This window comes from Steroidobacter gossypii, assembly GCF_016801985.1.
Taxonomy (GTDB): domain Bacteria; phylum Pseudomonadota; class Gammaproteobacteria; order Steroidobacterales; family Steroidobacteraceae; genus Steroidobacter; species Steroidobacter gossypii.
The window spans coordinates 560,252-587,022 of record NZ_JAEVLS010000003.1; the positions used below are offsets into that span (position 1 = coordinate 560,252).

Sequence of the window (26,771 nt, forward strand, 5' to 3'; positions counted from 1 at the left end):
GGCCAGGCGCGGCCGATAAAACTTTGCTTGGGGGAAACTATGGTTGGCAATAGCAGGGCGGCGCAGCGCGCGGTCCGTCGTTCGAATGGCTCGATATCAATGGGCTCGATGTCAGTGGCCGCCGTGGTCGCCACGGTGCTCGGCAATGCCGCGCTGGCGCAGAATGCGGCGCCGTCCCAGGCGGTGCTCGAGGAGATCATGGTCACCGCCGAGCGCCGTGAAGTCAGTCTGCAGGACACGCCTGCTTCGGCGACGGTGCTCACCGCGGATGCGCTCGCCGAGCAGGGCATCGACAACGTCTCCGAACTGCAGCAGGTCGCCCCGAGCGTCGCGATCAATACCTACAATCGCTCGACGTTCATCAACATCCGCGGCGTGGGCATCAGTCAGTCGGCGCCCACGTCCAATCCGGGCGTTGCGTATTACATCGACGGCGTGTTCATTCCGCACGAGCAGTTCATCGCGCAGTCGTTCTTCGATTTCGAGTCCATCGAGGTGTTGCGTGGTCCACAAGGCACTTTGACGGGCCAGAACTCGACCGGCGGCGCCATCTACGTGCGCACGCCCACACCCGAGTTCAACGAGTTCTCCGGCTACATCGACCAGACCATCGGCGACTATGACTGGTATCGAACCGTCGGCGCGGTGAACGTGCCTCTCGGCGATACGCTGGCGTTGCGTGTGGCGGGTGTCTACGACGAGCGCGGCAGCTTCACCGACAACATCGGACCGAGCCCGAGCGAACCGGGCAGCGGCACCGATCGCGCCGTACGCGCAGCGCTGCGCTATCAGCCGACGCCGGGCGCGACGTTCGATCTGCGTTATGAGTACTTCGAGCGCGAGACCGACAACAACGCCATCAAGAACCGCAACGATCTGGTGACTCGCGATCCGTTCACCATCGAAGAGGACGCCCTCTCGTTCCTGAATCAGGATGGCTTCCGCGCGTCGCTGGAAGGCCGCTTCGATCTCCCCGCCGACACCCAGTTGCGCGTGCTCACTTCGTATTTCGATGCCGAGACCTCCGATCAGGCCGACGGTGACCGCACGGCCACCGACTTGCCGCAACCCGGGCCGGGTCGCGTCGGCTTCACGCACCAGGAGCTCGAAACGTTCGTCACCGAAGTGAACTTCCTGTCGCGGGGCGAGGGGCCGCTGCAGTGGGTGGTGGGCGCGTTCTATATGGACGAGACCAGCCCGGTGCAGGTGCTGCGTGACAATCGCAACACCGATACCTTCAGGCAGTCCAACTCGACCATCGACACCGAGCTCACCAACGAGTCGATCTCGCTGTTCGGCCAGATCGACTACCGCTTCAGCGAGCAGTGGGCCGTGGACATCGGCTTGCGGCAATCCGAGGACAAGCAGGAATACACCCGCTTCCTGATTCCCGGGCCGCCGCCCCCGGGATGCTTCCCGTGCACCACCGAAGCGGATTCGAACGAGACCACGGGTCGCGTCGGCTTGAAATATTTCGCCAACGACGACGTGATGATCTATGGCACGGTCTCTCGCGGTTACAAGGCCGGCGGCATCAACCTGGATCCGCGCTTGCCCGACTACGATCCCGAAACGAACGAAGTGGCCGAACTCGGCATGAAGACGACGCTCGCCGACGGTCGGCTGCGCGTGAACGGCGCGGTGTTCTATTCGGAGTACGAGGGCATCCAGTTGTCGGCACTGGTGCCGCTGGGGCCGGCCTTCATTCCCAATACGCTCAATGCAGCGCCGGCGGAGATCTACGGCGCCGAGCTCGAGCTCACCGGCCAGTTCGGCGGCTTGGGCTTCAACCTCGGCATGAGCGCGTTGCAGAGCGAGTTCACCGAGGCGGCGTTCCTCACCGACTCGCAGACCAACACCAATCGGCTGGTGCCCGAAGGCTCGGTGGTGCCGTTCGCGCCCGAGTTCACCGCCAACGCGGGCATTCAATATGAATTCCTGCTGGGCGACATGACGCTGACGCCGCGAGTCCAGGTGTCGTACTTGGATGAGCAGCTCTCGACGCCGTTCCGCTATGTCGCCACCACGGTGCCATCGCGCACAATCACCGATTTCCGGGTGACGTTCGTGCCGATGGACAACCTGCGCATCGAAGCGTTCGCGACCAACGCGCTCGACAAGGAGTACATCTCGGCACAAGTGCAGGATGCGAGCAGCGCGCGAGGCGGTATCATCTACGGCGCACCGAGGCAGTACGGCCTTCGCGCCAAGTATGATTTCTGAGGTTCGAGTTGTCAGATTCCACGCAGGATAGGGGCGATTCGCGCAGTGGGTCGAGTCGCCGCCGCCTGAATGCTGCTCGACTGGCAGTCGTTGTCGGCGCCGGCCAGCTGGCCGGCGCCCCGCGCGCCGCGCCAACAGCCGCTCAAGTCGCGGCCAGCAACGTTCCCGGCGCGAGCAAGCGCAGTGTCGCGGGCCATGTGCCCGATCAGAATCAGCAGGCTCAGCAGGCGCCGGTGAGCGACAGCCGGTCGCCGGCGGCGAATCGCTGGTGGTCGCCGGGCGAGGGCACCCCGCTTGCGCCTCTGATTCCCTACCCGAACAGCTTCGGTGAGGTGGGGATTCTCAACACCGCCGGCGTGATCGAAACCAAAGGTCATCCGTTCTTCGAGCCCATCGGCGAGAACGGTCGCGCCTGCGTGAGCTGTCATCAGCCGGCGAACGCGATGTCGCTGTCGGTCGAGATGATCCAGCAGCGCTGGCATGAAACCGACGGTAAAGATCCGATCTTCGCGCCCATCGACGGCATGAACTGTCCGGACCTGCCGCCCGGCGATCCGAAGTCACATTCGCTGCTGCTCGAGCGCGGCCTGTTTCGAATCTTCCTGCCATGGCCGCCCAAAGCGGCGGACGGCTCGAGCATCGATCCCGAATTCACCCTCGAAGTGGTGCGCGATCCGACCGGCTGCAATCTGCATCCGAAGTACGGGGTGAACAGCGACAATCCGATGGTGTCCATCTATCGCCGGCCACGCGTGGCGGCGAACACCAAGTATTTCACGCATCAGGGCTTCGGCGTGTTTTCGTTCATCGGCAAAAATGGTCTGCCGGCAACGCGCGATCCTGAGACCGGGTTGCCCTCCGGCATGAACATTCTGTCCGATGCGCGGCAGCCCACGCTCAAGACTCAGGCGGTCGAAGCGGCCGTCACGCACCTGCAGTTCAACGGCAAGCTCGACGATGATCGCCTGGCGAAGATCGTCAACTTCGAAAGTCAGCTCTATACGGCGCAAGTCATGCACGTCGGCGCGGGCAGCCTGATCGAGCCCGACAGCCCGCCCGGCCTCGGCGTGTACAACCTCGCCAAGGGGCGCGAGGGCCTGCTCGGCAACAACATCACCAATTTCGTGATCCCTATGAGCGAGGCGTGGAAGCAGCCTGCGCCTGCATCGGATCCGGAGGTCGAACGCCGCAATCAAATGCGCGCATCGATCGCCCGCGGCCACGATGTATTCATGTTCCGGACGTTCTGGATCAAGGACGCCATGCACTTGAACACCGTCGGTCTGGGCAACCCCACCAAGCGCACCTGCTCGACGTGTCATGGCATGCACATGATGGGTATGGACATCGCGAACGGCTGGATGGATCTGGGCACCACCAATCTGCCTTGGGCGCGCGAAGAGCCGCTGAATCCCTGGAACGAGCGCAAGCCTCAGATGCCGCTGTTCAAGATCACCTGCAAGCCGGAGGTGCCGCCGCATCCGTTCCTGGGACGCGTCTTCTACACGCAGGATCCGGGTCGAGGATTGATCTCCGGCAAGTGCAACGACGTCGGCGCGATTGTGATGCAACAGTTCCGCGGGCTGGCAGCTCGCGCGCCATACTTCGTCAATGGCTCGGCGGCAAGTTTGCGAGAGCTGGTCGATTTCTACGATCGGCGCTTCAACATCGGCTACACCGATCAGGAGCGCGATGACCTGATCAATTTCCTGAGCGCACTATGATCAGGCGAATCGTTACGCTCGCACTGCTGAGCTTCGCGGTGGCGGCGCCCGCGGCCAAGCCGCCTTCGAATCATCGCAACTTCGTTGCTTGCCCGATCGTGCGCGATACGAGCACCGTGCCTTGCTGGCTGGCGGAGTACGAAGGTCAGACGTACTTCCTCACGATTCAAACGGATGTCAGCGCGCCGGTGAATCCGCCATGGCTCGGTCACAAGGTGCTGGTGGAAGGCACGGTGAGCAACGAGCCGAACATCTGCGGCGGCATCGTGCTGAAGCCGGTGACGCTGTCGGTGATGCACGAGCTGGACGGCTCGTGCAATACCATTCTGCCTGCGGAAGATCGTTACAACCTGCCTTTCGAGCCGCCGCGGCCGCCGGGACCGAGTATGGGGCGCCTGGCATTCGGCGATCCTGTGATGAAGCCGAAGGCGGAGCAGGAGACGGGACCGCGCGCCTTCGAGCTGCGCTACGGATTCGATTCCATGGTGATGTTCCGGCACGCCCAGCCGCTGCAGAAAATCCTGGAGCACGCGAAACAGACGGGCGCGAAGCAGGTGACGATCACCGGCTATCGGGGCGCCACATTGCTCTCCAATGGTCAGCTCATGCAGGAACACAGAGAGATTGGCCGCCGCCGCGCCGAGCAGGTCGCCGAACTGCTTCGCGGCGCCGGCCTGGAGGACATCCACTACGACGTGCAGTGGAAAGACGAGGTCAGGCGTGCGAAGGGCGTGGAAGATGCCGCCCTTCGCAGAGTGCAGGTGGTGGTTTCGCCCTAGCTCGCCGCAGCTTGCATTCGTAGCGGCACATACAGCGGGCCGACTTCCGGCATGCCGCTCATCCGAATCTCGCCCGCAAGCTCGAAATGACTCGTCTTCTGCAGCAACGCGTCCAGCGAGACGCGCAGCAGCTGGCGCGCGAGTGGAACACCGGCGCACATGTGAGGACCGCGACCGTAGGCGATGTGCTGGTTGATGTTCGGTCGACGCAGGATGAATTTATCCGGCTCCGGGAACACGGCTTCGTCACGGTTGGCGGAGGCGTACAGCAACGCGATCGGCTCGTCCTTCGGTATGGTTCGGCCGCGAATCGTTACATCCTGACGCGCCGTCCGCGCAAAGCCGCGATAGGGCGTGTACAGCCGAACGAACTCTTCGACGGCATCGGGGATGAGCGAGCGGTCCGCGCGCAGCTGCTGTTGTAACTCGAGATCGCGAGACAGATGCACGGCGATGCTTCCCATCAGGATGGGAGGCGCCACCAGGCCGACCACCAGTACCTGCCGCACGCAACCGGCGAGCAGATCGTCGGGGAACGGGTTGCCGTTGGCGTCCCGCTCGGCGAGCAGCGAACTGGTCGGATCCACCGTGGGATCCAACGGCTGCACACGCCGTTGTTCGATGAGCTCACGCGCCAACGACGCCAGTCCTTCGCCGGCCACCACGACGCCGGGCTTGTCGAACGCCTCCCAGGCTCTGATGTAAGCGCGCGAGGTTCGGGCGAGATGATCGGTCTGCTGCTGTGACAAGCCGAGCCATTCGCCGAACAATCGCACCGGCAGGATGGCCGAGAAATGCTCCACCAGATCCGCTTCGCCCAGGGCAACGATCGAACTCGCAAGTTCCTGCGCGATACGCTGTGTGGCCGGCAGCAGTGAGGCGACGCGACTGGCGCTCAAGGCGCGATCGATCGCCCGGCGATACGGCGTATGGTCCGGCGGATTCAGATGCAGCGGTGGGCGTCGTCCCGTCGTCGATGACCCCGGCACCACGTTACGCACCGACGTGATGTACATGTCCGAATCGCGCAGCACGTTGACGATGTCCTCATAGCGGGCGAGCGCCCAGAACCCATCGAACTGCGTGCTGTGCGCCACCGGACAGCGGGCGCGCAGGTCGGCAAAAGTCGCATGCACACTGTCGAACGTCTCGGGCAACGTGGGATCGTATTCGGTCGACAAGGAGGGATCGGTGACAGACATGACGTAACGTGACTATGACATTCATCGGCCCGCTGCGGGGCGGTGCGGAGACAGTAGGGCAGAAGCGTCCGGCGGAGGTAACACCTTCTGCGTCTTCCGGCTATAAGCAGCGTCGATGGCGCACCAGTCCCTGTGCGGCCCGCCCCCCCGGTCGCTATTGACGAAAGCGTCTAATAGTGACGTAATGGTTCAAAATATAGCCTGACCCACAGGGCAGGCGTTCAGGACAGGGGGCTGCCGATGACTGTGAAAGGAAGATTCACGGGCCTGCGCGCGTGGGCGACGGCGTTACCAGCGCCGATCCTGATGGGTCTCGCATTGCCTGCTGTCGCAGCGGGGGACGAGGAGGTCCGGCAGGCCAGCGCATTGGAAGAGGTGGTGGTCACCGCTCGCAAGCGTGAGGAATCCCTGCAGGACACGCCGATCGCAATCTCGGCATTCTCCGCCGCGGCGCTCGAGCGCCAGCAAATCACAAGCACCGAAGATCTGGATCAGATCGCGCCCAACCTCCAGTTCGCAAGCTACGGCCCGCTGACTGGAAACAACTCCGCGGCGCAAGTTTATATCCGCGGCATCGGCCAGAGCGATGGCTCCTCCGGCGTGGATCCCGGCGTCGGTTTGTATATTGACGATGTCTATATGGGCCGCTCGGTCGGCGGCGTGCTCGACTTTCGTGATATTTCCAACGTCCAGATCCTGCGCGGGCCGCAGGGCACGCTGTTCGGTCGCAACACCATCGGTGGCGCAGTGCTGCTGACGACCACGCTGCCCGGCAAGGAGTTTGGCGGCACGGCGCGACTGGGCTTCGGCGACGACAGCCTCTACGAAGGATTTGCTGCCGTGGACTTGCCCGTTTCCGACACCGTGTTCACGCGGTTCTCGGCGGGCGCGCGTCAACGTGACGGCTATGTGAGGCGCACCTTCGATGGCCTCGATCTCGGCAATGAAGACACCTATACCCTGCAGTCTTCGTTGCAGTGGCTGCCGAGCGACCGCTTCACCTTCACCTTGCGGGGCGATTACACCAAAGAGGACGAGAACGGCTCGCCCTTTGTTTTCGCGTCGATCAACGAGTCGCAGGTGTTTCCCGCGGCCATCAGCAGTGGCGCCGGCTGTCCAGGGGCAACGTTCCCGCCGCCCTCGGTTCCCTTGGACGTCGTGGATCCACGCTGCGCCAACGATGCGACCTGGGATCTCGGCAAATATCGAAACGGCGGCAACGCGCCGGCGAGCAGCACGCTGGAGAATTGGGGCGTGTCCGGAACGGTGGAGTGGGCGCTCAACGATACGTTCGCGCTCAAGTCCATCACCGCCTACCGCGAGCTGGAATGGAGTGGCAGCCGCGACGCCGACAATACCGGGCTGCTGGTTCTGCACACGGATTTCTCCAGCGCTGGAGATCAGTTCAGTCAGGAACTGCAGGCGCTGCTCGAGACGGACCGATTGAGTGGCGTGCTCGGCGCCTTCTATTTCGAGGAAACCATCGACGATTTCCTGCTCGTACCGTTCGCCGCGCCGCCGCCATTGGTGGCAAGCGGCGCCATCCCGGGGTCGATCGACTATCAGCGCGCGCTCATCGATAACGACAACTTCGCTTTGTTCACTCAGTGGACCTACGAGGTTACCGATGCGTTCAGCATCACGGCGGGCGCACGCTATACCGAGGAAACCAAAGGCATCGAGATCATTGCCTTCACGCTGACGCCCCTGACGCGACCGCTGGTGATTCCGACGACGCTCAACTTGCCGTTCACGCCCGGGCCGGGACTCAACATCATTCCACGGCCGTTCCAGAACAAATATGAATCCACCACGGGCTCGGCCAGCGTCCAGTATCGCTGGAACGATGCGCTGATGACGTACTTGAGCTGGTCGGAAGGATTCAAGAGCGGCGGCTTCAACCAGCGCTACAACCAGGCGCCGGCGGGCAACCTGCCGGTGGCCTTCGATGAGGAGACCGCCGAGACTTTCGAGTTCGGCTTCAAGTCGCAGATCGGCGCCAACGTTCGCTTGAACGGCGCGATCTTCAGCACCGATTACGACAACATGCAACTCACTTATCGGCTCGGCATCGTGCCGCTGTTGTTCAACGCCGGCAAGTCGTCGATCGAAGGCGCGGAACTGGAGCTGACGTACGCCCCAGGTCGGCTGATCGTCGAGGCCAGCGCCGGCTATCTGGACAACTCCTTCGACGAGATCGCCACCGTGCCCGACACGACCCAGACCGTCGGCCCCGACAATACTTTGCCATTCGCACCCGAGTGGCAGGCCAACCTCGGCATCGGCTACGACTTCGATCTCGGCAGCGCCACTTTGACGCCGCGCCTCAACGTCACGCACACCTCGGAGCAATACTTCGACGCCGCCAACTCCATCGAAGTCGCGCAGCTCGACGACGTGACGCTGCTCAATGCCTCGCTGACTTTGGAGATGGGCGCATGGCGATTCAGAGCTGGCGTGAACAACGCCACCGACGAACAATACCGCGTCGCCGGCAACTCCTCCTTCAGCACCTCGGCCGGCTACGCGGAAGTGATCTACTCGCGCCCAAGGAACTACTTCGTTTCGGCTAGCGTGGACTTCTAGGCTTGAGACAACGCCTCGAAGGCTGCGGCGCCGTCGATAGATGGCTCCGGCTCAAGCCACATCGGCGAGGATATCTTCTGCCGCCTCGGAAGCGAGGCGATCGGCTTGAACAGCTGGCACGCCCAGCGAACGGAGCAAGCCGGCCGCCATGCCCTTGGCGATGCTGATGGGCGGTGTAACGAGGCGCTCCTCCAGGGCATGACGCAGCGAGATCACGATGGTGCCCATCACCAGCAGCACCGCCACTTCGAGATCCACATGTTTGAATCTCTGCTGCGTGATCCCTTGCTGAACGTCTTCTCGCAGATTCCGGTTGATCGGGGCATCGACCATGGTTGCACCCGAATTCAAACGCCATAGCACCTGAGCACTCTCGCGATGTTCAATGGCAAACCGCATGAACACGCATAGTGCCCGGGCCAACTGAGCCGCCGGGTCCGTGACACCGGCGTTCGCTTCGTTGACCGCCTGTTCCGCCTGCCGTCGCACGGCGCTGGCGATCTCGCGAGCGAACACGTCCTTGTCGATGAAGTGATTGTAGAAGCTGCCCTTCGCCACTTCCGCCGTGGCAACGATCTGATCGACCGTCACGCCCTCGACATCGCGCGAAGCAAACAGCGTGCGTCCGGCACTCATCAGCGCCGCGCGCGTGCGCTCCCACCGCCGATCCATCTTAGGCGGAGCTTTGTCGTTCGGAGTCCGTTTGCTGGAAGACATAGCCCGATGGTATGCGCCGACGGAAAATTGGCAAGAGACAACGGGAAAACGTCGCTATCGCTCTCGCTTCGGAGGCTGCAACTGCTCGATTTCCGCGGGGCTGAAACCCAGCGAGTCGAGGATCTCATGGCTGTGCTCGCCAATGCGGGGCGGAGCCGTGTTCACGCCGGGCGTGTCCTCGCTGAACAGAAATCCTGCGTTGACGATCTTGACCTGCTCGCGCTCCGGCAAGCCGGGGATGCTGAGGTCAAGTTTCAGCCGGCGCGCTTCGAGCGCAGGCAACGACACCGCCTCGGTGACATTACGAACCATGCCGCAGGGGATGCCTGCCGCGCTCAGCCTCGACTCCCATTGCTCAGCGGGCGCCTGGTGAAAGACGCCTTCCAACTCCAGGCGCATCTCGGCGGAATGTTTGCGGCGCAGATCCGGGGTTAGGAAGCGGGCATCGCTCAGCCAATCTTCGCAGCCGACCTCGCGGGCCAGCGTTTCGAATTGCGCCTGCTGCACGACGCCGAGTGAAATCTGCCGGCCGTCACTGGCGGTGAATACCGCCGACGTGGGTTGACCGCTGTAACCGATGTTTCCTGTGCGCTCGGGCGGATTGCCCGTCACGAGGTAAGGAACGACGGCGGACGTCATGAACGCCATGCTGGCGTCGAACATCGCCACATCGATGTATTCGCCTCGACGTTCGCGCTGCCGCCGCAGCAGCGCCGCGAGAATGGCGAAGGCGGCCGTTTGACCGGTGAGCGTATCGACCACCGGAAAGCCCACTCGCGCCGGCGCGTCTCCCGCCGTACCTCCCAACGTCATCATGCCAGTTGTGGCCTGCACGATGTTGTCGATAGCTGGCCAGTCACGACGGGGACCGCTCTGGCCGTAACCGGAGATGGAGCAGTAGATCAGCTCCGGGCGCAGCGCGCGCACCGATGTATAGTCGAGACCGAACTTCGCCATCACGCCGGGCCTGAAGTTCTCGACCAGCACGTCGCAGGTGGCGATCAGACGCCGGGCCGCTTCCTGCGCGAGCGGTTGCTTGAGATCCAGCGTCATGGATTTTTTGCCCGCGTTGACGGCGATGAACGCCGGAGCCATGCCGTCATAGCGCCGATCGTTTCCATAGCTGCGCATAGTGTCGCCGCGCCCCGGCGCTTCGATCTTGATCACCTCCGCGCCGAGCAGTCGCAGCAGGTGGGTGGCGAACGGCCCTGCCATCACATGGGTGAAGTCGGCGACGCGAATGCCTTCAAGCGGTAGGCTCATGTTTCATCTCTGCTGCAGCGGATGCCGGTGTCGTCCTTGACCTGTGCGGCAAGTGAGCGCGCCAGGCGGTAAGCGGGCATGCCATCGATGGCGAAGCGGGCGAGCTCGCGGGCTCGGACTTCTCCGTCGCGCTCGTATAGCGCGTCGAAGCGCGCCTGTTGGTCTGATGGCATGTCGTGGAATTCGATGTTGTGCTCGCGGCCGGCCGCCATGCCGGCTTCGTTTGCAACCAACAGCTCCGACGCGAGCGCCTGCTCCCACACTGCGGTGCTACGCTCGAGCAGATCTCTTTGCGCATCGGTCAACGTGCGCCAGCGACGCTCGCTCATGGCGCGGGCCGCGTAGGCGCCGCGCGGAATCTTGATGGTGTTGAAGTACTTCGCCACTTCAGCGAAATGCAGCGATCGCAATGTATCGGGCGGCGCGATGACGCCGTCCAGCACGCCCTTGGCCAACGCCGAATAGACTTCGCCCATCGGCATGTCGACGGGGTCGGCTCCGAGATTCTCGAGCACGGCGAGCAACTCCGATGGCGCGCGCAGCCGCAGGCCACGCAGGTCATCCAGGCTATGCACGGGGCGATCGCGAGTAACGATGCCGGGCAGATTTCCCCCTTGCACGGCGAGGATCTTCAGATCGTGCAGCTCTCGCTTGAACTGCGGCTCGGCCGCGACCAGGCAACGCCACATCGCGGTCTGTTGCTGGAACGTTTCCAAACCGCCGTAGAATCCGGCCTGCGCCCGGATGAGATGAGCGCCGCCGCGGGCATAGATGGGTGTGATCAGGCCGATATCGGCAACGCCATGTCGCAGCTCGTGCATGGAGTGCTCGGAGGACAGCAACGAGCCGGACCAGTACGGTTGGATGTCGATGGCCCCGTTGGATTGTTGCTCGACCCATTGCATCCAGGCGAGGTCGGCACGGCTGAAGGGGTGAGAAGGGCTGAAGGGACTTGCATAGGTGAGCACCGTCACGCCAGGTGTCGGCTGCGTGCAACCCGCCATACATATAATAAGTAGGGCGAGCAGGGCTCTCACAGCAGGCCCTCCTGGCGCAGGAAGCCCGCGACGTGCTCGACCATGCGCTCATGGCTCCAGTCCTTGGCGCTTACCATATCCGCGGACAACGCAAGCGTCGGAATGCCTGCTCGCGCCAGCGCGTGTTCGGTCAGTTTGGTGCCGGACTGAGACAGTCGATTGTCGGGCGGCACCAGCATGACGGCGGCGTCGATGTCACAGCGATCCGCCTCGCTGACCATCCATTCATTCATCCAGGGCGGCAGATGCAGCACTTCGTTCATGGAGCAGATGCGACTGGCCAGTGCGTGCAGCGGGCGGTCGTGCAACTCGCGAATGTATTGTGGGCCGGCGAAGGGCATGTACATCGACCACACGAACACTGCGCCGTAACGATCTTCCAAGGCGCTGTAGAACCCTGGATCGTGCCACAAGCCGGCGCCGATCCACATCAGACGCAGACGTTCCCGGACGCCGACGCCGACGCCGTCCGCGATGCGTTGTTTCACTTCGTCGCGAAAGCATCGCGCATGAGCCACGGCCCAGGGCGAGCCACGATGCCACTGGGGAATCATGGTGTTGGGCATCTGCTCGGCAATGGAAACGGGGCAGGGCCGGGCGGCGCCAATCATTTGCGCCGCTTCGGCGATATAACCTTCCTGTTCGTTGATGGCGAGCATCAGCTGCAGGAATTTGTCTTCATCGAACTTGCGGCCAGTGCGATCCTCCAGCAGGGCGATCAGCTGGCGCATCTCGGCCACGAGCAGTTCGATGCGACGCTGCTCGAATACTTCTTCCCAACGTTGGTTGGAGTGGCGGAACCACTGCGGGTCCTTGTGTTGCCAGCCCGGCGCCTCCAGCGCAAAGAACTCACTGCCCAGCGCCGTCGCCCACTGGCTGAAAACGTGCTCGATGCATTCGCAGGTGAGACGCGCGACCAGCACGGTCGGCTTGGGAAGGCCGCCCCAGGGCGCCACACGGGGATTGTTGTCCAGCGTGCACGCCAGACCCAGCGAGCAATAGCGGCACCGATTGGCCGGATAGCCGAGATCGCCCAACACCTGATCGTAGTGCTTGGAAAGCTGTTTCGCCGAGATGTACGCGGACCACCACTGATTGGTCACCAGTGGAATGTCCATGACGTGGAAGATCTCGTGCGGCGTGTCGGCCTGCGCGATGGCGAAGGGCTCGCCGGCGTCGATCACACGACGCTTCAGATCGGCGACGAAGTCGCGCTGATACGCGGTGGCCGCCGACGTGCATTCCAGATCTTTGCGGCTGCGTTGGCCGCCGTTATGTGTGCTCATCGAAACACTCCGAGCTGTTGCAGCTCGTCGATGCGGGCGTCGCTCAGACCGCACAACTCCCGGGCGATCGCGATGCTGTGCTCGCCGATGGAAGGCGCGCGATAGGGCGCTGTGGCGCTGCTCGAGAAGCTGATCGGCGTGCGTACATGGCCGAACGTTCCCAGCAGCGGATGATCCAGATCGAGCAGCGCGTGGCGCGCATTGATCTGAGGGTCGCGCTCGATCAAGTCCTCGATGTCCTGCACGACGCCCGCTGCAATGCCTGCGGCTTGCAGCTGTTCCATCAGTGCGTGCGGGTCGTGTTCACGACACCATGCGCTCAGCGCGACGTTGGCTGCTTGGGGAGAGGAGGTTGCATCGAGCTTGGCGATTGCGCAAAGGCGCTGCCAGTCTGCTTGCGAGCCGAGCCGGATGGCGACCCACTGGTCATCTCCGGCGGCGGGATAGACCCCTTGATGAAACGTTCGGGCGTCGTCGTTGCCTTGGCGCGTCGGCCGTTCGCCGCGCGCTGCTGCGACGATGGCGTCGTGCATCTGTTGCACACAGATCTCGTACATCGCCGCGTCGATGTGACATCCCTTGCCGGTGCGGCGGCGATAGTCCACGGCCGCGGCGGTCGCGGCCGCCATCACATAGGGAACGATCACATCTCCGTAAGGAACGGCGCCGGGAATGACCGGATTGCGATCCGGCCAGCCGGTGAGAAACGTTCGGCCCGAGAGGGCGGCGCCCGTGCCATCCACGCCCCACGATTCCGCCAGCGGTCCGGTCTGTCCATAGACGCTGCCGGACACCATGATCAACCCCGGGTGACGTTTCTGCAGCAACGCATAGTCGAGGCCGAGCTTGGCCATGGTGCCGGGCGAGAAATTCTCCACCACGATGTCCGCCCAATCGAGCAGCGGCTCGAGCACCTCGCGGCTTTGCGGCAGCTTCAGATCGAGGGCGAGGCTGCGCTTCGATGTATTCAGATGCGCGAACCAGGGCTTGTCATCGAAGCTGTCCGCGCGTGAGGCGCTCACTTGGACGTCGATGCGAGAAAGGCAGGGACGGCTGCGGGTTTCGACTTTGATGATTTCGCAGCCCAGGTCCCCAAGGACTTTGGTGGTGATCGAGCCCACCAATGCCCAGGAGAAATCGAGCACCCGCAAGCCCTGCAGTGGGCCGGGACGCCTACTCGTGGATGTGGCCGGGCGCACCGATGCGCCGGCTTCGCCTTCGATCATGGCGACAAAGCGCGAAGGTATGCGCTGTCCTGCATTGTTTCTTGTCCAGAAGTCGCGCGCCTGAAGATGAGGATCCGCAAGGACGTCGCCAGGCTCGGCGACCACAGTGGCGTTGATCCCTCGGCGCCGACCTTCGGTCGCGATGTCGTGTCGCGTGCGCGTAGAGAAAAAGGCCTCGATGGCTTGCTCCCACTCGCGGCGTGTTTCTGGAGCGAGCGTGGAGCGGTTGTATTTCGACCAGTCGACGCCTTGCAGCGGATTGGGCAGTCCGGCCTCGTCGATCCAATCGCTCAGGGCCTGATTGGCGGGCGCGCCGAAGCGGCCCGTCATCAGCGTGTGGAAACAAAATCCGTCAGCGAGCGGCCAGATGCAGCGAACGGTGGCGCGCCCGTAGTTCAACGCGCCGCCCACTCGATGCAGTTTGCGACGATCGAACTGCCAGACCAGCACGCCGTTGACGTTGCGTGAGAACGCGACTTCCTGAACCGAGACGTCGACGTGTTGGCCGCGGCCGGTATTCGCCAGATCGACCCACGCCGCCATCGCGCCGGCAGCCGCCACCATATCCGCGTGAAACCAGCAGGCGTCCAGCGCTTCCTTCACTGGGGGCCGGTCCGGATCCCCTGTCACCCGAAGCGTTCCCCCCATGGCCGATGCAATCAACTCTCCGCCGTGCCACGCGGCTCGGGGGCCTTCGCTGCCGAAGGTTGTCACCGAGACATGAATCAATCGCGGATTCATTTGCTCGATTCGCGCTCTCGAGAACCCAGCCGTTTGCAGGGCGGGCAACCCGAGGCTCTCGATCAGAAACTGCGCGTCAGGCAGCTCGTTCGCGAGCGATGAAACATCCACGGCTCGAACGTCGGCCCCAAACGAGGCGAGCAGACGCGCGAGCGCACTGTCAGCTGTGCCATCCAGTGCCAGCACACGCACATCTTGCAACGGCTTCATGCAATCTCCAGCGCGGCTCGGAACTGCGAATCTTGCACTGGCTTCATGCAATCTCCAGCGCGGCTCGGAGCTGCGAATCTTGCATTGGCTTCATGCAACCTCCAGTGCGTTTCGGAACTGCGCGATCTGAGTGAGGGCTGCTGCGCTCAATGCTTGCGGCTGCGATGTGAGCATGAGCGTGGGGAGGCCGGCGTCGCGGAGAGCGCGCTCGATGCGGGGCGCTTCCCAGGCGAGGCCGGTGTCGGTTGCGACCATCCAGACGATGACGGCGTCGGCGCGCAGCGCCTTGGCGACCTTGACGATCTCGGCAGGCGATTGCAGGAGCTCGCGCGCCACGGCCGTTTGTTGATAACAACGTCGCGCCACCGCCTCGATGCCGCGAGATGCCGATAAACCGCTGACGTGGCTCGGCGATCCAACGTCGACGCCTGAAGCGGCAGGGCGTGCGCGCGAGGAGATTCCGCGGCCGGCATGCCGTGCGTGCGAGGACATTTCCGTTGCCGTCGATTCAGCTGAAACAAATGCCTCGTTGATCTCTCCGACGACAACCACATCATCGTTTTCAATCGCCGCGTGCAACTCATCATCGGCCGGCACACTGCCCACAAGCAGCACGCGCTTGCGCGGCTTCATGGTGGCGGCCGCGGCGAGCCACTCGCGCAAGGAGGCGTCGAATGCCTCGGACCAGTCGGCCCGAGCCGCGCGAATGATTCGATGCGCGAGCCGCCCTGAAGGAACCGCGGCCGCACCGCGCAACTTAGCAAGCGCGCCGAGCAGATCGAACCGAGCCGATACTCGCTGAATCGCCGTATCAATGAGCCCTGCATCGGCGCCGAGCGCCGTGGCCAGCGAATGCGTCGACTCGACGGTATATTCCACGCTCGTCCCGCGTCCAATACGCGCCAGGTCATAGAGCAAAGGCTGCGGTCCCTTGCACTCGCCAAAGCGCTGCAACTCACAGAGGTAGTAATACAATCTCTGCGCGCTATCGTCGCTGCGCGAGAAGATGACAGCTGACAGCGAATCGAGCCTGCCGCTCAACCACCACTGAGCAATCGTCCGACTCTGCGCCGAGAAGCTATTCTCCAGATAGCGGTCAGCCAGCACAGTGTCGTCTGGAGCCGCCAGCGAGGCGAGCTGCACAGGCGCCGCGCCAGCGGCGAGAATGAGCTCGACGGGAACATCCCACCCGAGATAGCCAATCGCCCGCCGCGATCCCACGCCAGCGAGCGGCGCGCTCAACACCCGATCCAACAGCGCCGGTAAACTCATTGATGCAACCACCCCGGCAGCGCCAGCGCCAGCGCCGGCACGGCAATCAACAACGACAGATGCAACAGGTCGGCCGCCAGAAACGGCACCACACCTTTGAAGATGCGTCCCAGCGGAACATCCTTGGCGATGCCCTGAATCACGTACAGGTTGATGCCGATCGGCGGATGCACGAAGCCGATCTCCATGGTGCGCACCAGATAGATGCCGAACCAGATCGGCGACAACCCCAGATTGGTCACGATGGGCAGCAGAATGGGCGTGGTGAGCAGCATCAGCGCCAGCCCGTCGAGCACCGAGCCGAGCAGCAACAACAGCACGGTCATGATGACGATGGCCAGCAACTGCCCGCCTGGCAGTCCCTCCATGAAGGCGGCCACCTGATCCGCAAGCCCGGTGTAACTCATGAAGACGGCGAAGATCAGCGCGCCGATGACCACGACATAGATCATGCCGGTCGTGCGCAGCGTCTGCGCCAGCGCTTCCTGCAGCGAGGCGCGATTCAACTTCCGCCGCCAAGCACACAATAGAAGCGCCCCGGTCGCACCGACGGATGCCGCCTCGGTCGGCGTGAACCAGCCGAATGCGATGCCGCCCAACACCACCAGGATCAGCCCGCCAAGATCGAGAATTCGAAACAACGCCTCGCGCCGCTCGGGCCAGGGCGCGCGCGCCGTCGCCGGTCCGATGGATGGACGCCATCGGCACAACAGCACGATGGTGATGACGTAGAACAGCGCCTGCGACAATCCCGGGATGATCGCCGCCGTGAACAGCTTGCCGATGGATTGCTCAGCAAGAATGCCGAACACGATCAGCGCGCCTGAGGGCGGAATGATGGATCCCAGCGTGCCGCCGGCGGCGATCGCTCCCGTCGCCAACGCATCGGAATAGCCGCGCTTGCGCATCTCCGGCAAGCCGATCAATCCGATCGTGGCCGCGGTCGCAAGGCTCGATCCACTGATCGCGCCGAAGCCGGCGCAACCGGCGACGGACGCAATCGCCAGTCCACCGCGACGATGTCCGACCATGCGAGCCGCCGCTTCGAAGAAGTCGCGACTTGCGCCGGCCGCGAAGCACAGGTGCGCCATGAATAGAAACATCGGCAGCACGCCGAGCTCATAGCGCGTGATCGTCTCGAACAGCACCACGCCAGATTTGATGATGGCCGGCTCCGGCCCGAGCAGCAGGATCAGGCCCACCATTCCGACCACGCCCATGGCGACGCCAATGGGCACGCCCAGCGTCAGCAGGACGAGTAGGGCGAGGACGCCGAGCACGCCGTTCATGCGCGACCCCGCAGCGAGCGCCACATGTCACGCAGAAACACGAATGCGATGGCGACCGCGGCGAGAAACGACACGATGCGCAACGGACGAAAGGGGATGTGCAACAGCTCGCTTTGCTCGTAGTCGTTCCATGTCTCGAGGAGAAGCCACAGCGCGCCTGCGCTCAGGCCGATAAAGAACAACGCGGACAACAGATGGGCGAACGCGTGCAGATACTGACGGGCCCGCTCGCTGACGCGCGTCGTCAGCAACGTCACGGTCGCGTGGCCGTTATTCATGGTGGCGGACAGCATGGCAGCCGAGGCCATCAACAGGATGCAGGCCTGAATGAGTTCCAATGCGCCGAGCAGCGGGATGCCTGCATGACGGCCCAGCACCGCGAGCGTCTCGACGCCCATTGCCAATACCAGGCCCGCGGCGCCGATGTAGAACAACGGGCCACGCGTCTGGCCCTTGCCGGAAGCGTCGTTCAGCTCAGCCACACGCCCTCGCTTGTGATTTGCATGGTCAGTGGCGGCAAGCCTGCCTCGACGCCAATGGCTTGAACGTAGTCGGCGATACGCTGAGCGGCGTCGGGTGCGATCCGCGGCCGGCCGGGAGGATCGACGTGTACAGGAATGAATCCCGCTCGAACATTGCCGTGCGCATCGATTTGCAGTCGACCGAGTAGCGCGTTAACCGCTTCGGGATGGAATGGCGCGAGCACATACGCAGGATCCGGCTCGAAGCCAAACAACTCCTTGCGCTTGCGAGCCCAGGCGGCGCGCTCCGGGGATGCCTGATCCGGGCTCAAGGCACTTGTGACGACGCAACCATTTCCTAGTCCGTGGAAAATAGGAACGCCTCGATGGAACTCGATGCCTCGAATGATGTGGGCATGATGACCTACGACCACATCGCAGCCGGCGTCGACGGCTGCGTGCGCGAGTGGACGTTCATACGGCGCGAGCCTGGCGCGGGTGTGCACGATCCCTTTGTGGAATGCAACGACGACGAGATCGGCGCGCGCCTTCGCGGCCTGGATATCTTCTGCAAGCATTGTGAGCGAGGCCGGATCGATGCGCTCGAGCGCAGCCGCGGGGCGGATGGGGCCGCCGTCCACAGGCTCGACGCGAATATATGCACATCCGGCGTGATCCGTGCCTGCCCACGAACTTTCCGGCCCCACACAGTTGTAGCTCAGAATGGCGATGCGCTTGCCGCCGGAATTTACGATCGCAGGCTTACGCGCTTCTGCGAGCGTCGCGCCCGCGCCGGTGTATGCGATCCCCGCATCCCTCAATCCGGCGACGGTGTCCGCGATGCCGGTCGCCCCCAGATCCGCAATGTGATTTCCCGCCAGCGTCACGGCCCCAATGCCGGCCCGCGCAAGTGCCGGCAGATGCGCCGGATCGGCCCCGGGCGCAGGCACGTCATCGCGAACCTCTTCGACATGCGCGGTGTGGGGCACTTCCAGATGACCGATGGCGAGATCGGCGCTGCGCAGCGCCGGGGCGATGCCAGCGAGCCAGTGGTCTGGCTGCGGCTCATCGAGAATCAGGTCGCCGGTGAAGATCAGCTCCATGCCGCGCCCCCGGGCATCGCCCATCCGTAACACACTCGTTGATTGTCGACCAAACTATCGATCATATTGTCACCCACGCCGCCGCCGCGGCAGTGAGCCTTCATGCCAGCCAAGACTGACAGCCGACCCGTAACCAAAGCACGCGCCGCCGCTCGAGCCGAGCCGCTGGCCGCGACCGAAGTGATGGACTGGATCCGAGAACGGATTCGCCGTGGCAGCTTCGTGCCTGGCCAACGCCTGGTGGAGGCGGACATCATGCGCGAGCTGCCGACCGCCACGCGCAGTCGCGTGCGCGAGGCGTTACAGCGGTTGGCGAGCGAAGGGCTGGTCACCATCGAGGAATTCCGGGGCGCGTCAGTCAAACGTTTCACTCACGATGACTTGCGGCAGATGTATCGCGCGCGCATGGCGCTGGAAGGCATGGCTGCGGCGGACTTCGCGGCCGCCGACAAGCCCGAGCTGAAGCGGCGCCTGCAGAAAATCCAGACTGAATTGAACGGCATCGAGAACAGCGTCGACCACGAGCGCTTTGCGCGCCTCAATGAAGAATGGCATCGGCTGATCATCGAGGGCTCGGGCAACGAGTTCATTCGCATGTTTCTGGAGCGGCTGCGCATCCCCATCTACCGGCTGCTGATCGCGACCTTCTACAGCGCGCGGCGCATCGACAACGCAAACGCCGGCCATCGCAAGATCACCGAAGCCATCGTCAACGGCCGCGCCAGGGACGCCGAGCGGCTGATGCGCGAACATATCGCTGAAGGCCTGGAAACGCTGTCGGCGATGGATCTGGATATCAAATAGCCTCACTCGCCGCGCGCTCCTTCGGCAAATCGGCCGACGATGGGCAACGTCAGCTGGGAGGCGTGCTCTCGATCGAAATGGATGCTGAGGGTGGGCGGCGGATCGAACGTCACATTGCGCGAGCGCTGGCGCGGATCTGCTCCGGCCACCGTCAAGCGCAGGCGATGGCCGGCCTTGATGATAGTGGAGGTCGGCAACAGATCCAGTCGCATCCTGGACGGCTCGCCCGGCACGAGCGGTTGTGCATCGGCTCGCTCGCCGCGGTGATAGGGCAGGCCCATGTAGTTGCGGTACGGTGGTCGCTGCTCGCTTCGATGCGAAGCGCGCAGACGACCGTGAGTCACGATGCTCACTGCGCCGCTTGGATCGATGTCTTCGAGGTACACGAACAGGTCGGCGTCGTTGCGATCGGCGGAGATCCAGAGATCCGCGATGGGATGGCCGGCGATGTGCGTGTCAGCGCCCAGCGGAGCGGTGGCGTAGCTGAGCCCGTGCTTGTCCACCACGCAGGGCCACATCAGGAAGTAAAGATCGGTCTGCCGACTGCACTTTGGATCGTAGTCGACCACGAACCGATCGGGTGAGGTGGACTTGCCATCACGCTTGCTGCTGAGCTGTCCTGCAACGCCGGGCGCCGCGCCGCCTCCCAGGTGCAATGTTTGATTTCGAGCGCTGGCCGGCGGCCAACGATCAGTGCTGCTCCACTCCTGACCGGCGGAGGCATTGAGGGTGCGATAGTAGATGGGCGCTTCACGCTGCCAGCCATTGTCGATCTTTTTCAGGAAATGATCGAAGAAGCGCAGCAGCTCGGTGGCCATGGGGAAGTCGCCCACCTCACAATGTCCCCATTCGCCCATCCACAGCTTGCGGGGATTGCTCAGGTTGTTATATGCGAGCGTGGCCTCGAAGCTGCCTTCGTCCATCCAGTTGCCCCAGATGAAGATGCCCACGCCGGAGCGCTCGATCTGCCTCGCGTAGGTTGCGACGCTGGCCTCCTGCCAGAAAGGCACGCCGAGCAGCGGAGACACATCGTCGCGGTAGCGCATGCCTGCCCACAGCTCGGCCATCGGCGTGCCTTTGGCGTGCTCGGCGATTGCGGCCTGCGCAAGCTTGCCGTCGGTGTCCGACTCGACCGGGACGACGCCCTGGCCGAAATCCTGACCGGGATTTTCCGGTCGCGTGTTGAATTGCGCAGTGATGCCGCCGCGACTGACGAAGCCATATTTGTCGAAATCGGTGCAGCCGGGCGCGATGGCCTTCAGATGCGGCGACATCATGGTGGCGGCATGCCACGTCGTGCCGCCCAGATAGGAACATCCGGCTACCCCGATCGCACCCGTGCTCCAGGGCTGCCTGGCGAACCATTCGGTCATCTCATATGCATCGCGCGCTTCGGTGCGGTCCTGGAAGCCGCGGCGCGCGCCGAACGAGGCGCCTCGTCCACGCGTGTCGACGGCGGCGAGCACGTAGCCGTGTTCGAGCAGCGGCATGAGATTCAGCCGCTCCAGCGGATTGACGATGTGGCCCTTCGAATCCGTGTAGGCGCGGCGATACGGCGTATGGATCCAGACGACCGGCAGTTTCTCATCGACGGCGCGGCCGTTGACCGAAGGGCGATAGATATCCACCGCAAGCTTCACGCCGTCGGACATCGCAACGTATTGCGAGGCCTTTTGCCACTCGCTGAAACGCGCTTCAGAGTAGCCCCGGTACACGCCGGGGCGCGACTCTTTGGCTTCGGCGGCGATGCCTGGCTGCAGGGGCAACAGGCACAGGCTGGTCGCCAACGTTGCACGGATGAGCGAGGTCAGCACCGAATCACCACCGTTTGGAAACCACGAAAGAAACGAACCGGCCGAGCGGCGAGACGTTCTGATTGTCCCAGGACACCATGCCGTTCAACACCACCGGCGGATCCTCATCGAGCAGGTTCTGGCCATTGATCGACAGGCTGACGCCGCTCAGCGCGCCGCGTTCGTCACCGAAATCGTAGGTGACGGCCGCGTCCACTGTTTTGTAATCGTCCACCTCCACGTTGGGCGTCACCGCCGTATTGCGATAGCTGTCGATGTAGTTCAGATACAGATTCGCGGCCCAGCCGTTCATGCGCCAACCCGCCGAGGCGCGGGCGCGCAGGTCCACCGGATTGGAGAAGGTATCCAGCACATCGACGAAGGGCAGACCAGGTGCGATGGAGCGCGTCAGGTCGAGGATTTTCGCGACATCGAGACCGACGCGCCAGTCGCCCAACGAAGTGGGAACGCTGTAGCCCAGGTTCAGATCGACGCCCTGTTGTTTCATGCTGCCGAGATTGGCGCGGCGGCCGTCGATGATGGCGTTGATGTTGGTGACTGGCTCGGCCGGGCTCTGCAGATCCGGATTCGCCAGGAACTCCGCAACCAGCGCATTGAAGGCCGCTGTGCCCGCGACATCGCTGGCGGGTGGCCGGCGAATCACATAGGGGCCGTACACCGATGCGTTGGTGAGCGCCGTGTTGAGCACCACGTCGATGCGATCGGAGTAGTCGACATCGTAGTAGGTGACCGACGCCGTCAGGCCCTGCAGCGCGCCCATCGGGCGCCAGTCGAGGCCGACCGACCAGGTGGTCGCTTCTTCGGGCTGCAAAGTGGCGCGGCCGCCGTTGTGATAGATGCCGCGAGTCACGCCGCCCGGCCCGTTCGGATCGGTCAGGTTCTGGATGAAGATGTTGTGGATCTGCTCGCTGGTGTCGACCAGCGAGGGCGCGCGGAACGAGGTGCCATACGTGGCGCGTGCGGTCAGCGATTCGATCGGTCGCCAGATCAGGCCGATCTTCGGATCGGTGGTCGAGCCGAAGTCGGAATATTCCTCGCGCCGCGCCGCCACCGACAGGCTGAGGCTGTGTATGCCCGGCACGGCTTGCTCCTCGCTCACGATGGGCACGAACACTTCGCCAAACAACGAGGTGTTGTGGCGGCGGTTCAAGATGTTCTTGGTGGTGATCTCGCCCGAGGGCAGAACGTTGTTCGCCTTGAGCGTCTGGCGGAACTCGTTGTCGTGCCGCTCCACGCCGATGGCCACTCGCAGGTCGCCGCCCGGCAGTTGCCACAGCGGACCGTCGGCCTTCAACGCCAGATCGCGCGCTTCGCTGGTGCCCCAGGTGTCGCGGTTGGCGATGATGAGATCGACCAGCGCGGGATTGTTGGTGACATTGAAGCTGCCGTCGCCGAATGGATTGAAAGCGGTGGCCGGGTCGCTGCTGGCGAGCGCCGCGTTCAGCGCGGCGCCATTGGTGATCGCGCCTCGGCGCTGGAAGCCGCGGTTCTTGCTGAGGTTGGCATACCCTTCGATGCGCCAGTCGTTCCCCATGTCGAAGCCGGCGCCGATGGCATTCTGTTGCGCATTTTCATAGCCCTCCAGACGCGGGTCTGCGTCTTCGGCGAGGAAACGATATTCCACGTTGACGAAGGTCGCCGAGGGCAGCGCCGCCGGCGCCACGAACCAGGGATTCGTGTTCGGCACACGCAATTGCCCGGACGCCGGCGCCACGCGCTCATCGAACTCGCGCTCCGAATACCAGCCTTGATACCAGACGTCGAAGCGGCCGAACTCCTGGCGCGCGTCCACGAAGAAGCTGTCGCGCTCCTGATTGGGTAGCAGATCGGCAAACCTTCCTTCATCGAATCGGTTCGCGGCGCCCGCAGTGAGTTGGTCAGGGCTGAGTCCGGTGCCCGGACCGGCAGGCAGGGGATAGCGCGTGGTCCCAGAAACAATGTTGCCCGGGCTGGCGAGGTTCGGTCGTGCGTCGGATCCGCCTCGCGCGCGACGGTCCTGCGAGGCGAAGGCTCGATCGGCGCCGGACAGGTTGTCGCGCTCATTGTGCTCATATGCGGCGAACACACTGCCGCTGTCCCAGGTGAACCCGAAGTTCTGACTGATGATCTTCTGGCTCGTGCCATCCGCCACGCCATAGCGCGCCAGGGTCTCCGCGCCATCGAAGTCATTGCGGGTGATGATATTGACGACGCCCGCCACCGCGTCGGAGCCGTAAATGGCGGAGGCGCCATCCACGACGACCTCCAATCGCTCGATGGCGGCCGAGGCAATCACGTTCGGATCGTAGAGCGACTTGATGATGCCGGCAGGGGCAAGGCGTCGACCGTTGATGAGCAGCAGAGTAGCTTCGTTGCCAATGCCTCGCAGATTGATGCCCGAGACGCGCGTCGCATTGGCCGCGCCATCCTGCGCGCCGCCGAGGCGGCTTTCATCGGCGCCGAGGTTCAACACCTGCGGCAAAGCGCGAGCCAGATCGCTGCTGGTGGCGAGGCCGGTCGAGACGAGCTCCTCGCGATCCATCGCAATCACCGGCGCTCCCGCGCTCGCCACGCCACGGATGCTCGTGCCCGTGACGACCACCTGTTCCACGACTTGCTCGGTATTTACTTCCTGCGCCGTCGCCGTACTCACCGCGACCAATGCACAAGCGCCAAATAAACCTGGACGACGCATGGATCCCCCCCTTGCAGTCCCGCACCCGGGCGCAGCCGGGCTGTTATGGTGTGGCGGCAGACTAGGAAGTGCTGACGAAATTGTCAACAATCCGCGCGGGCGAATTTCGCCTTTATATGCAATGAGTTTGGGGCCATAAGGCGCGGATATGCCGCTTGCACGCGGGGCGAGCCGCGGGCACGAAGGTCGGGTTCGTGGTGCCGCCAGCGTCAGAGATCGAGTACAAGCGAACGCCACCTTGGATCGAGTCCACCTCGGCATCTTCGTCGCTGCACTCAGCGAGCGTCACGAAACACGGCCGCCATTTTTTTCGTCGGTCGCATGCAGTCGTGGACGGCGTGCGTATCGATCACGAGTGAGAATTGAAAACTAACATTTGTTAGCGAGCTATCGCGGTCGCGGTGATCGATCCACACCACGACTGAAAACAGGTCCGAAGAATCTCCGTTTTTCTACGTAAATCTCCGGGGGCAATCACATCTATTCAAGCTTCGGGACAGTGGACAGTCTATGCCGACCAGCAACGCAGCCGGAGGGGACCGACTCATGTTTCACGATCAGCAGCCCGTAGGAATGTTGTCGAACGCAGGCCACGACTGGTCGCTGGTTCTGGCCGGAGGAGAGGGAAGCAGGCTGCAGTCGCTGACCATGACGGCCGCGGGCGTGTCCGTGCCCAAACAGTTTTGTTCTTTCGGCGGCGATGTGTCGTTACTGCATGACGCGCTGACCCGCGCGAAAAGTGTGACAAAGGCCGAGCGCACCTGCGTCGTGGTCTCCGAGCACCACCGTATGTGGTGGCAGGCGCTGGACCTGCGCATTCCGGACCAGAACGTCATACGCCAGCCACGCAATCGTGGTACGGCCACCGGCATTCTGCTGCCGCTACTGCAGATACTGCATCGAGATCCGAAGGCGGGCGTGCTGGTGCTGCCGTCCGATCATTTCGTGCGGAACGAGGCAGCGCTGGCGGCGAGTCTGCGGGCCGCGATGCGGATCGTGCGACGGCATACCGATCGGATCGTGATTCTCGGCATCTCGCCAGACGAGGCGGACCCGGAGCTGGGCTACATCGTGGCCGAGACCGATGGCAATCCGGATCTGCGAGTGGTGACCGAGTTCGTGGAGAAGCCGAGTGTGGCGGTCGCACGTTCGTTGATCGCTCGCGGCGGAGTATGGAACTCTTTCATCTTCGCGGCGCCTGGCGCCACGTTGTTGCGAGCGTTCGAACAGCGTTGTCCCCGTCTCGTGACCGAGATGCGACACATCATCGCCACCTCCCGGCCGTCCGTGCAGTACGACCTGCTCACAGAACTGTACGAGCACGCGCCGGATCTGGATTTCTCACGCGACATTCTGCAGCGCTCGCCATCGATGTTGCGTGTCCTCACCGTGCCGCCATGCGGCTGGAGCGATCTCGGCACGCCGCGTCGACTCACCGAGGCGCTGATTCATGTCGCGCCGAGGTCGGAACATTCCGGACGGCGGCGTGCGCCGTTTGTCGATCTTACCCAGCTCAATCCACCCAAGTACGCGGCCGGCTGAGGCTCATCCAGAGCCCGCCCAACAGCACCGGCGCCGAGGCGGATATCGCCTTGGCGTCGCGTTGCCGCTATGATCGCGGCACGGTCTGCAGTTCACCGAGGCGTCGCCGCCCCGTCAGGGGAGCTAAACCTGCCCATTTCCCAATGACACGCACTTGTCCCGTGCCGTGGTCGAAAGTCGGCGACCATCGACGCTCCAAGAGAACGGCGCGAAAAGGATGAGTCATGTCCAGAGTCGCCCTGTCGTTACAAATTCCCGATCTGTCGGGCTTCGCCAGATCCCTGCGTGAGCAACTCGGCAAGCGGCCCGAGCCGCCCGGGCATGTCGAGATGCTCAACCTGCTGTGCCGCTCCGCCGGTTTCAGGAACTATCAGCACTGCAAGGGTGTGATGGAGGCCCGGCAGCGACTGGATGCGCCCGTGCAGGCGGAACCGACCGTCGACTACGAGTTGCTTGAAAAAGCGGTGCGTCTGTTCGATGCGCAAGGCCGACTGTTGCGATGGCCTACGCGCGCCGGTCTGCAGGATCTGTGTCTGTGGGTGATGTGGTCCCGAGTGCCGAGTCGGACCGGCCTCACGGAAAAACAGATCAGCGAGCTGATCAAACGCTGGCATGCGTTTGGCGATCACGCCCTGTTGCGACGTGCGCTGATCGGCTGGCGCCTGGTGCACAGAACCGTGGACGGCAGCGAATACCGGCGCATCGAGCAGAAGCCGCCGGCAGAATTGAGTCCGTTGCTGGCCCGGCTGTCCGGCCGGGCGTAGTTTCTGCACACGCAGACCCTGGGTAAGATCCAGCCTGGCATACAGGCTGGACGA

The 26,771-nt window shown here is 63.5% G+C and carries 19 protein-coding genes; 7 read left to right on the top strand and 12 right to left on the bottom strand.

Features of this window, described 5'->3' with window-relative positions; all coding sequences use genetic code 11:
* The first annotated feature begins 108 nt into the window (after positions 1-108).
* The 3 genes from JM946_RS16330 to JM946_RS16340 are packed head-to-tail and all read left to right on the top strand — an operon-like array spanning position 109 to position 4,726.
* A complete protein-coding gene (locus tag JM946_RS16330; protein WP_203168406.1) occupies positions 109-2,223 on the top strand; it encodes a TonB-dependent receptor in 2,115 nt (704 codons plus the stop codon).
* Between the two features lie 8 nt (positions 2,224-2,231).
* Complete coding sequence (locus JM946_RS16335; protein WP_203168407.1) at positions 2,232-3,947, top strand: hypothetical protein; 1,716 nt, start codon at positions 2,232-2,234, stop codon at positions 3,945-3,947.
* Complete coding sequence (locus tag JM946_RS16340) at positions 3,944-4,726, top strand: hypothetical protein (RefSeq protein ID WP_203168408.1); 783 nt, start codon at positions 3,944-3,946, stop codon at positions 4,724-4,726. Before JM946_RS16335 ends, JM946_RS16340 begins: the two co-directional genes overlap by 4 nt.
* On the opposite strand, the gene JM946_RS16345 is transcribed toward JM946_RS16340, so the two are convergent.
* Positions 4,723-5,928: a cytochrome P450 gene (locus JM946_RS16345; protein ID WP_203168409.1), complete on the bottom strand. Its 1,206-nt coding sequence runs from the start codon at positions 5,926-5,928 to the stop codon at positions 4,723-4,725. The two genes, JM946_RS16340 and JM946_RS16345, sit on opposite strands and share 4 nt — an antisense overlap.
* Before the next feature lie 240 nt (positions 5,929-6,168).
* On the opposite strand from JM946_RS16345, the gene JM946_RS16350 reads away from it, so the two are divergent.
* A complete protein-coding gene (locus tag JM946_RS16350) occupies positions 6,169-8,514 on the top strand; it encodes a TonB-dependent receptor (protein WP_203168410.1) in 2,346 nt (781 codons plus the stop codon).
* Positions 8,515-8,565: 51 nt separating this feature from the next.
* Here the strand turns inward: JM946_RS16350 and JM946_RS16355 are convergent, their stop codons facing one another.
* The 9 genes from JM946_RS16355 to JM946_RS16395 all read right to left on the bottom strand — a co-directional run bounded on the left by JM946_RS16355 (position 8,566) and on the right by JM946_RS16395 (position 19,143).
* Entirely contained in the window at positions 8,566-9,231 is a 666-nt protein-coding gene (locus JM946_RS16355; protein ID WP_218042898.1) for a TetR/AcrR family transcriptional regulator, read from the bottom strand.
* 54 nt (positions 9,232-9,285) lie between these two features.
* Positions 9,286-10,494, bottom strand: coding sequence for a CaiB/BaiF CoA transferase family protein (locus JM946_RS16360; protein WP_203168412.1), 1,209 nt, complete (start codon positions 10,492-10,494; stop codon positions 9,286-9,288).
* A complete protein-coding gene (gene dctP, locus JM946_RS16365) occupies positions 10,491-11,531 on the bottom strand; it encodes a TRAP transporter substrate-binding protein DctP (protein WP_203168413.1) in 1,041 nt (346 codons plus the stop codon). Before dctP ends, JM946_RS16360 begins: the two co-directional genes overlap by 4 nt.
* Positions 11,528-12,817 carry a 2-hydroxyacyl-CoA dehydratase subunit D gene (locus tag JM946_RS16370; protein WP_203168414.1) on the bottom strand — a complete coding sequence of 430 codons (1,290 nt, stop codon included), beginning with the start codon at positions 12,815-12,817 and terminating at the stop codon, positions 11,528-11,530. Before JM946_RS16370 ends, dctP begins: the two co-directional genes overlap by 4 nt.
* A complete protein-coding gene (locus JM946_RS16375; RefSeq protein WP_203168415.1) occupies positions 12,814-14,994 on the bottom strand; it encodes a CaiB/BaiF CoA-transferase family protein in 2,181 nt (726 codons plus the stop codon). The genes JM946_RS16370 and JM946_RS16375 overlap by 4 nt, the downstream gene beginning before the upstream one ends.
* A gap of 90 nt (positions 14,995-15,084) precedes the next feature.
* The gene (locus JM946_RS16380; RefSeq protein ID WP_203168416.1) at positions 15,085-16,266 is read right to left on the bottom strand and encodes a 2-hydroxyacyl-CoA dehydratase family protein; all 1,182 of its coding nucleotides are present in this window, start codon (positions 16,264-16,266) and stop codon (positions 15,085-15,087) included.
* Positions 16,263-17,555, bottom strand: coding sequence for a TRAP transporter large permease (locus JM946_RS16385; protein WP_203168417.1), 1,293 nt, complete (start codon positions 17,553-17,555; stop codon positions 16,263-16,265). The genes JM946_RS16380 and JM946_RS16385 overlap by 4 nt, the downstream gene beginning before the upstream one ends.
* Positions 17,552-18,037: a TRAP transporter small permease gene (locus tag JM946_RS16390; RefSeq protein ID WP_203168418.1), complete on the bottom strand. Its 486-nt coding sequence runs from the start codon at positions 18,035-18,037 to the stop codon at positions 17,552-17,554. The genes JM946_RS16385 and JM946_RS16390 overlap by 4 nt, the downstream gene beginning before the upstream one ends.
* Positions 18,025-19,143, bottom strand: coding sequence for a CapA family protein (locus tag JM946_RS16395; RefSeq protein WP_203168419.1), 1,119 nt, complete (start codon positions 19,141-19,143; stop codon positions 18,025-18,027). Before JM946_RS16395 ends, JM946_RS16390 begins: the two co-directional genes overlap by 13 nt.
* Before the next feature lie 78 nt (positions 19,144-19,221).
* On the opposite strand from JM946_RS16395, the gene JM946_RS16400 reads away from it, so the two are divergent.
* Positions 19,222-19,923: a GntR family transcriptional regulator gene (locus tag JM946_RS16400; RefSeq protein ID WP_203168420.1), complete on the top strand. Its 702-nt coding sequence runs from the start codon at positions 19,222-19,224 to the stop codon at positions 19,921-19,923.
* A gap of 2 nt (positions 19,924-19,925) precedes the next feature.
* On the opposite strand, the gene JM946_RS16405 is transcribed toward JM946_RS16400, so the two are convergent.
* Together JM946_RS16405 and JM946_RS16410 are read right to left on the bottom strand one after the other, a co-directional pair.
* Positions 19,926-21,737: a CocE/NonD family hydrolase gene (locus JM946_RS16405; protein WP_203168421.1), complete on the bottom strand. Its 1,812-nt coding sequence runs from the start codon at positions 21,735-21,737 to the stop codon at positions 19,926-19,928.
* Positions 21,738-21,741: 4 nt separating this feature from the next.
* Entirely contained in the window at positions 21,742-24,411 is a 2,670-nt protein-coding gene (locus JM946_RS16410) for a TonB-dependent receptor domain-containing protein (RefSeq protein WP_203168422.1), read from the bottom strand.
* 546 nt (positions 24,412-24,957) lie between these two features.
* Here JM946_RS16410 and JM946_RS16415 point away from each other — a divergent pair.
* Positions 24,958-25,953 carry a sugar phosphate nucleotidyltransferase gene (locus tag JM946_RS16415; protein WP_203168423.1) on the top strand — a complete coding sequence of 332 codons (996 nt, stop codon included), beginning with the start codon at positions 24,958-24,960 and terminating at the stop codon, positions 25,951-25,953.
* 224 nt (positions 25,954-26,177) lie between these two features.
* Positions 26,178-26,717 (top strand): DUF2087 domain-containing protein, encoded by a 540-nt coding sequence (locus JM946_RS16420; RefSeq protein WP_203168424.1) that lies wholly within the window; start codon positions 26,178-26,180, stop codon positions 26,715-26,717.
* The last annotated feature ends 54 nt before the right edge of the window (positions 26,718-26,771 follow it).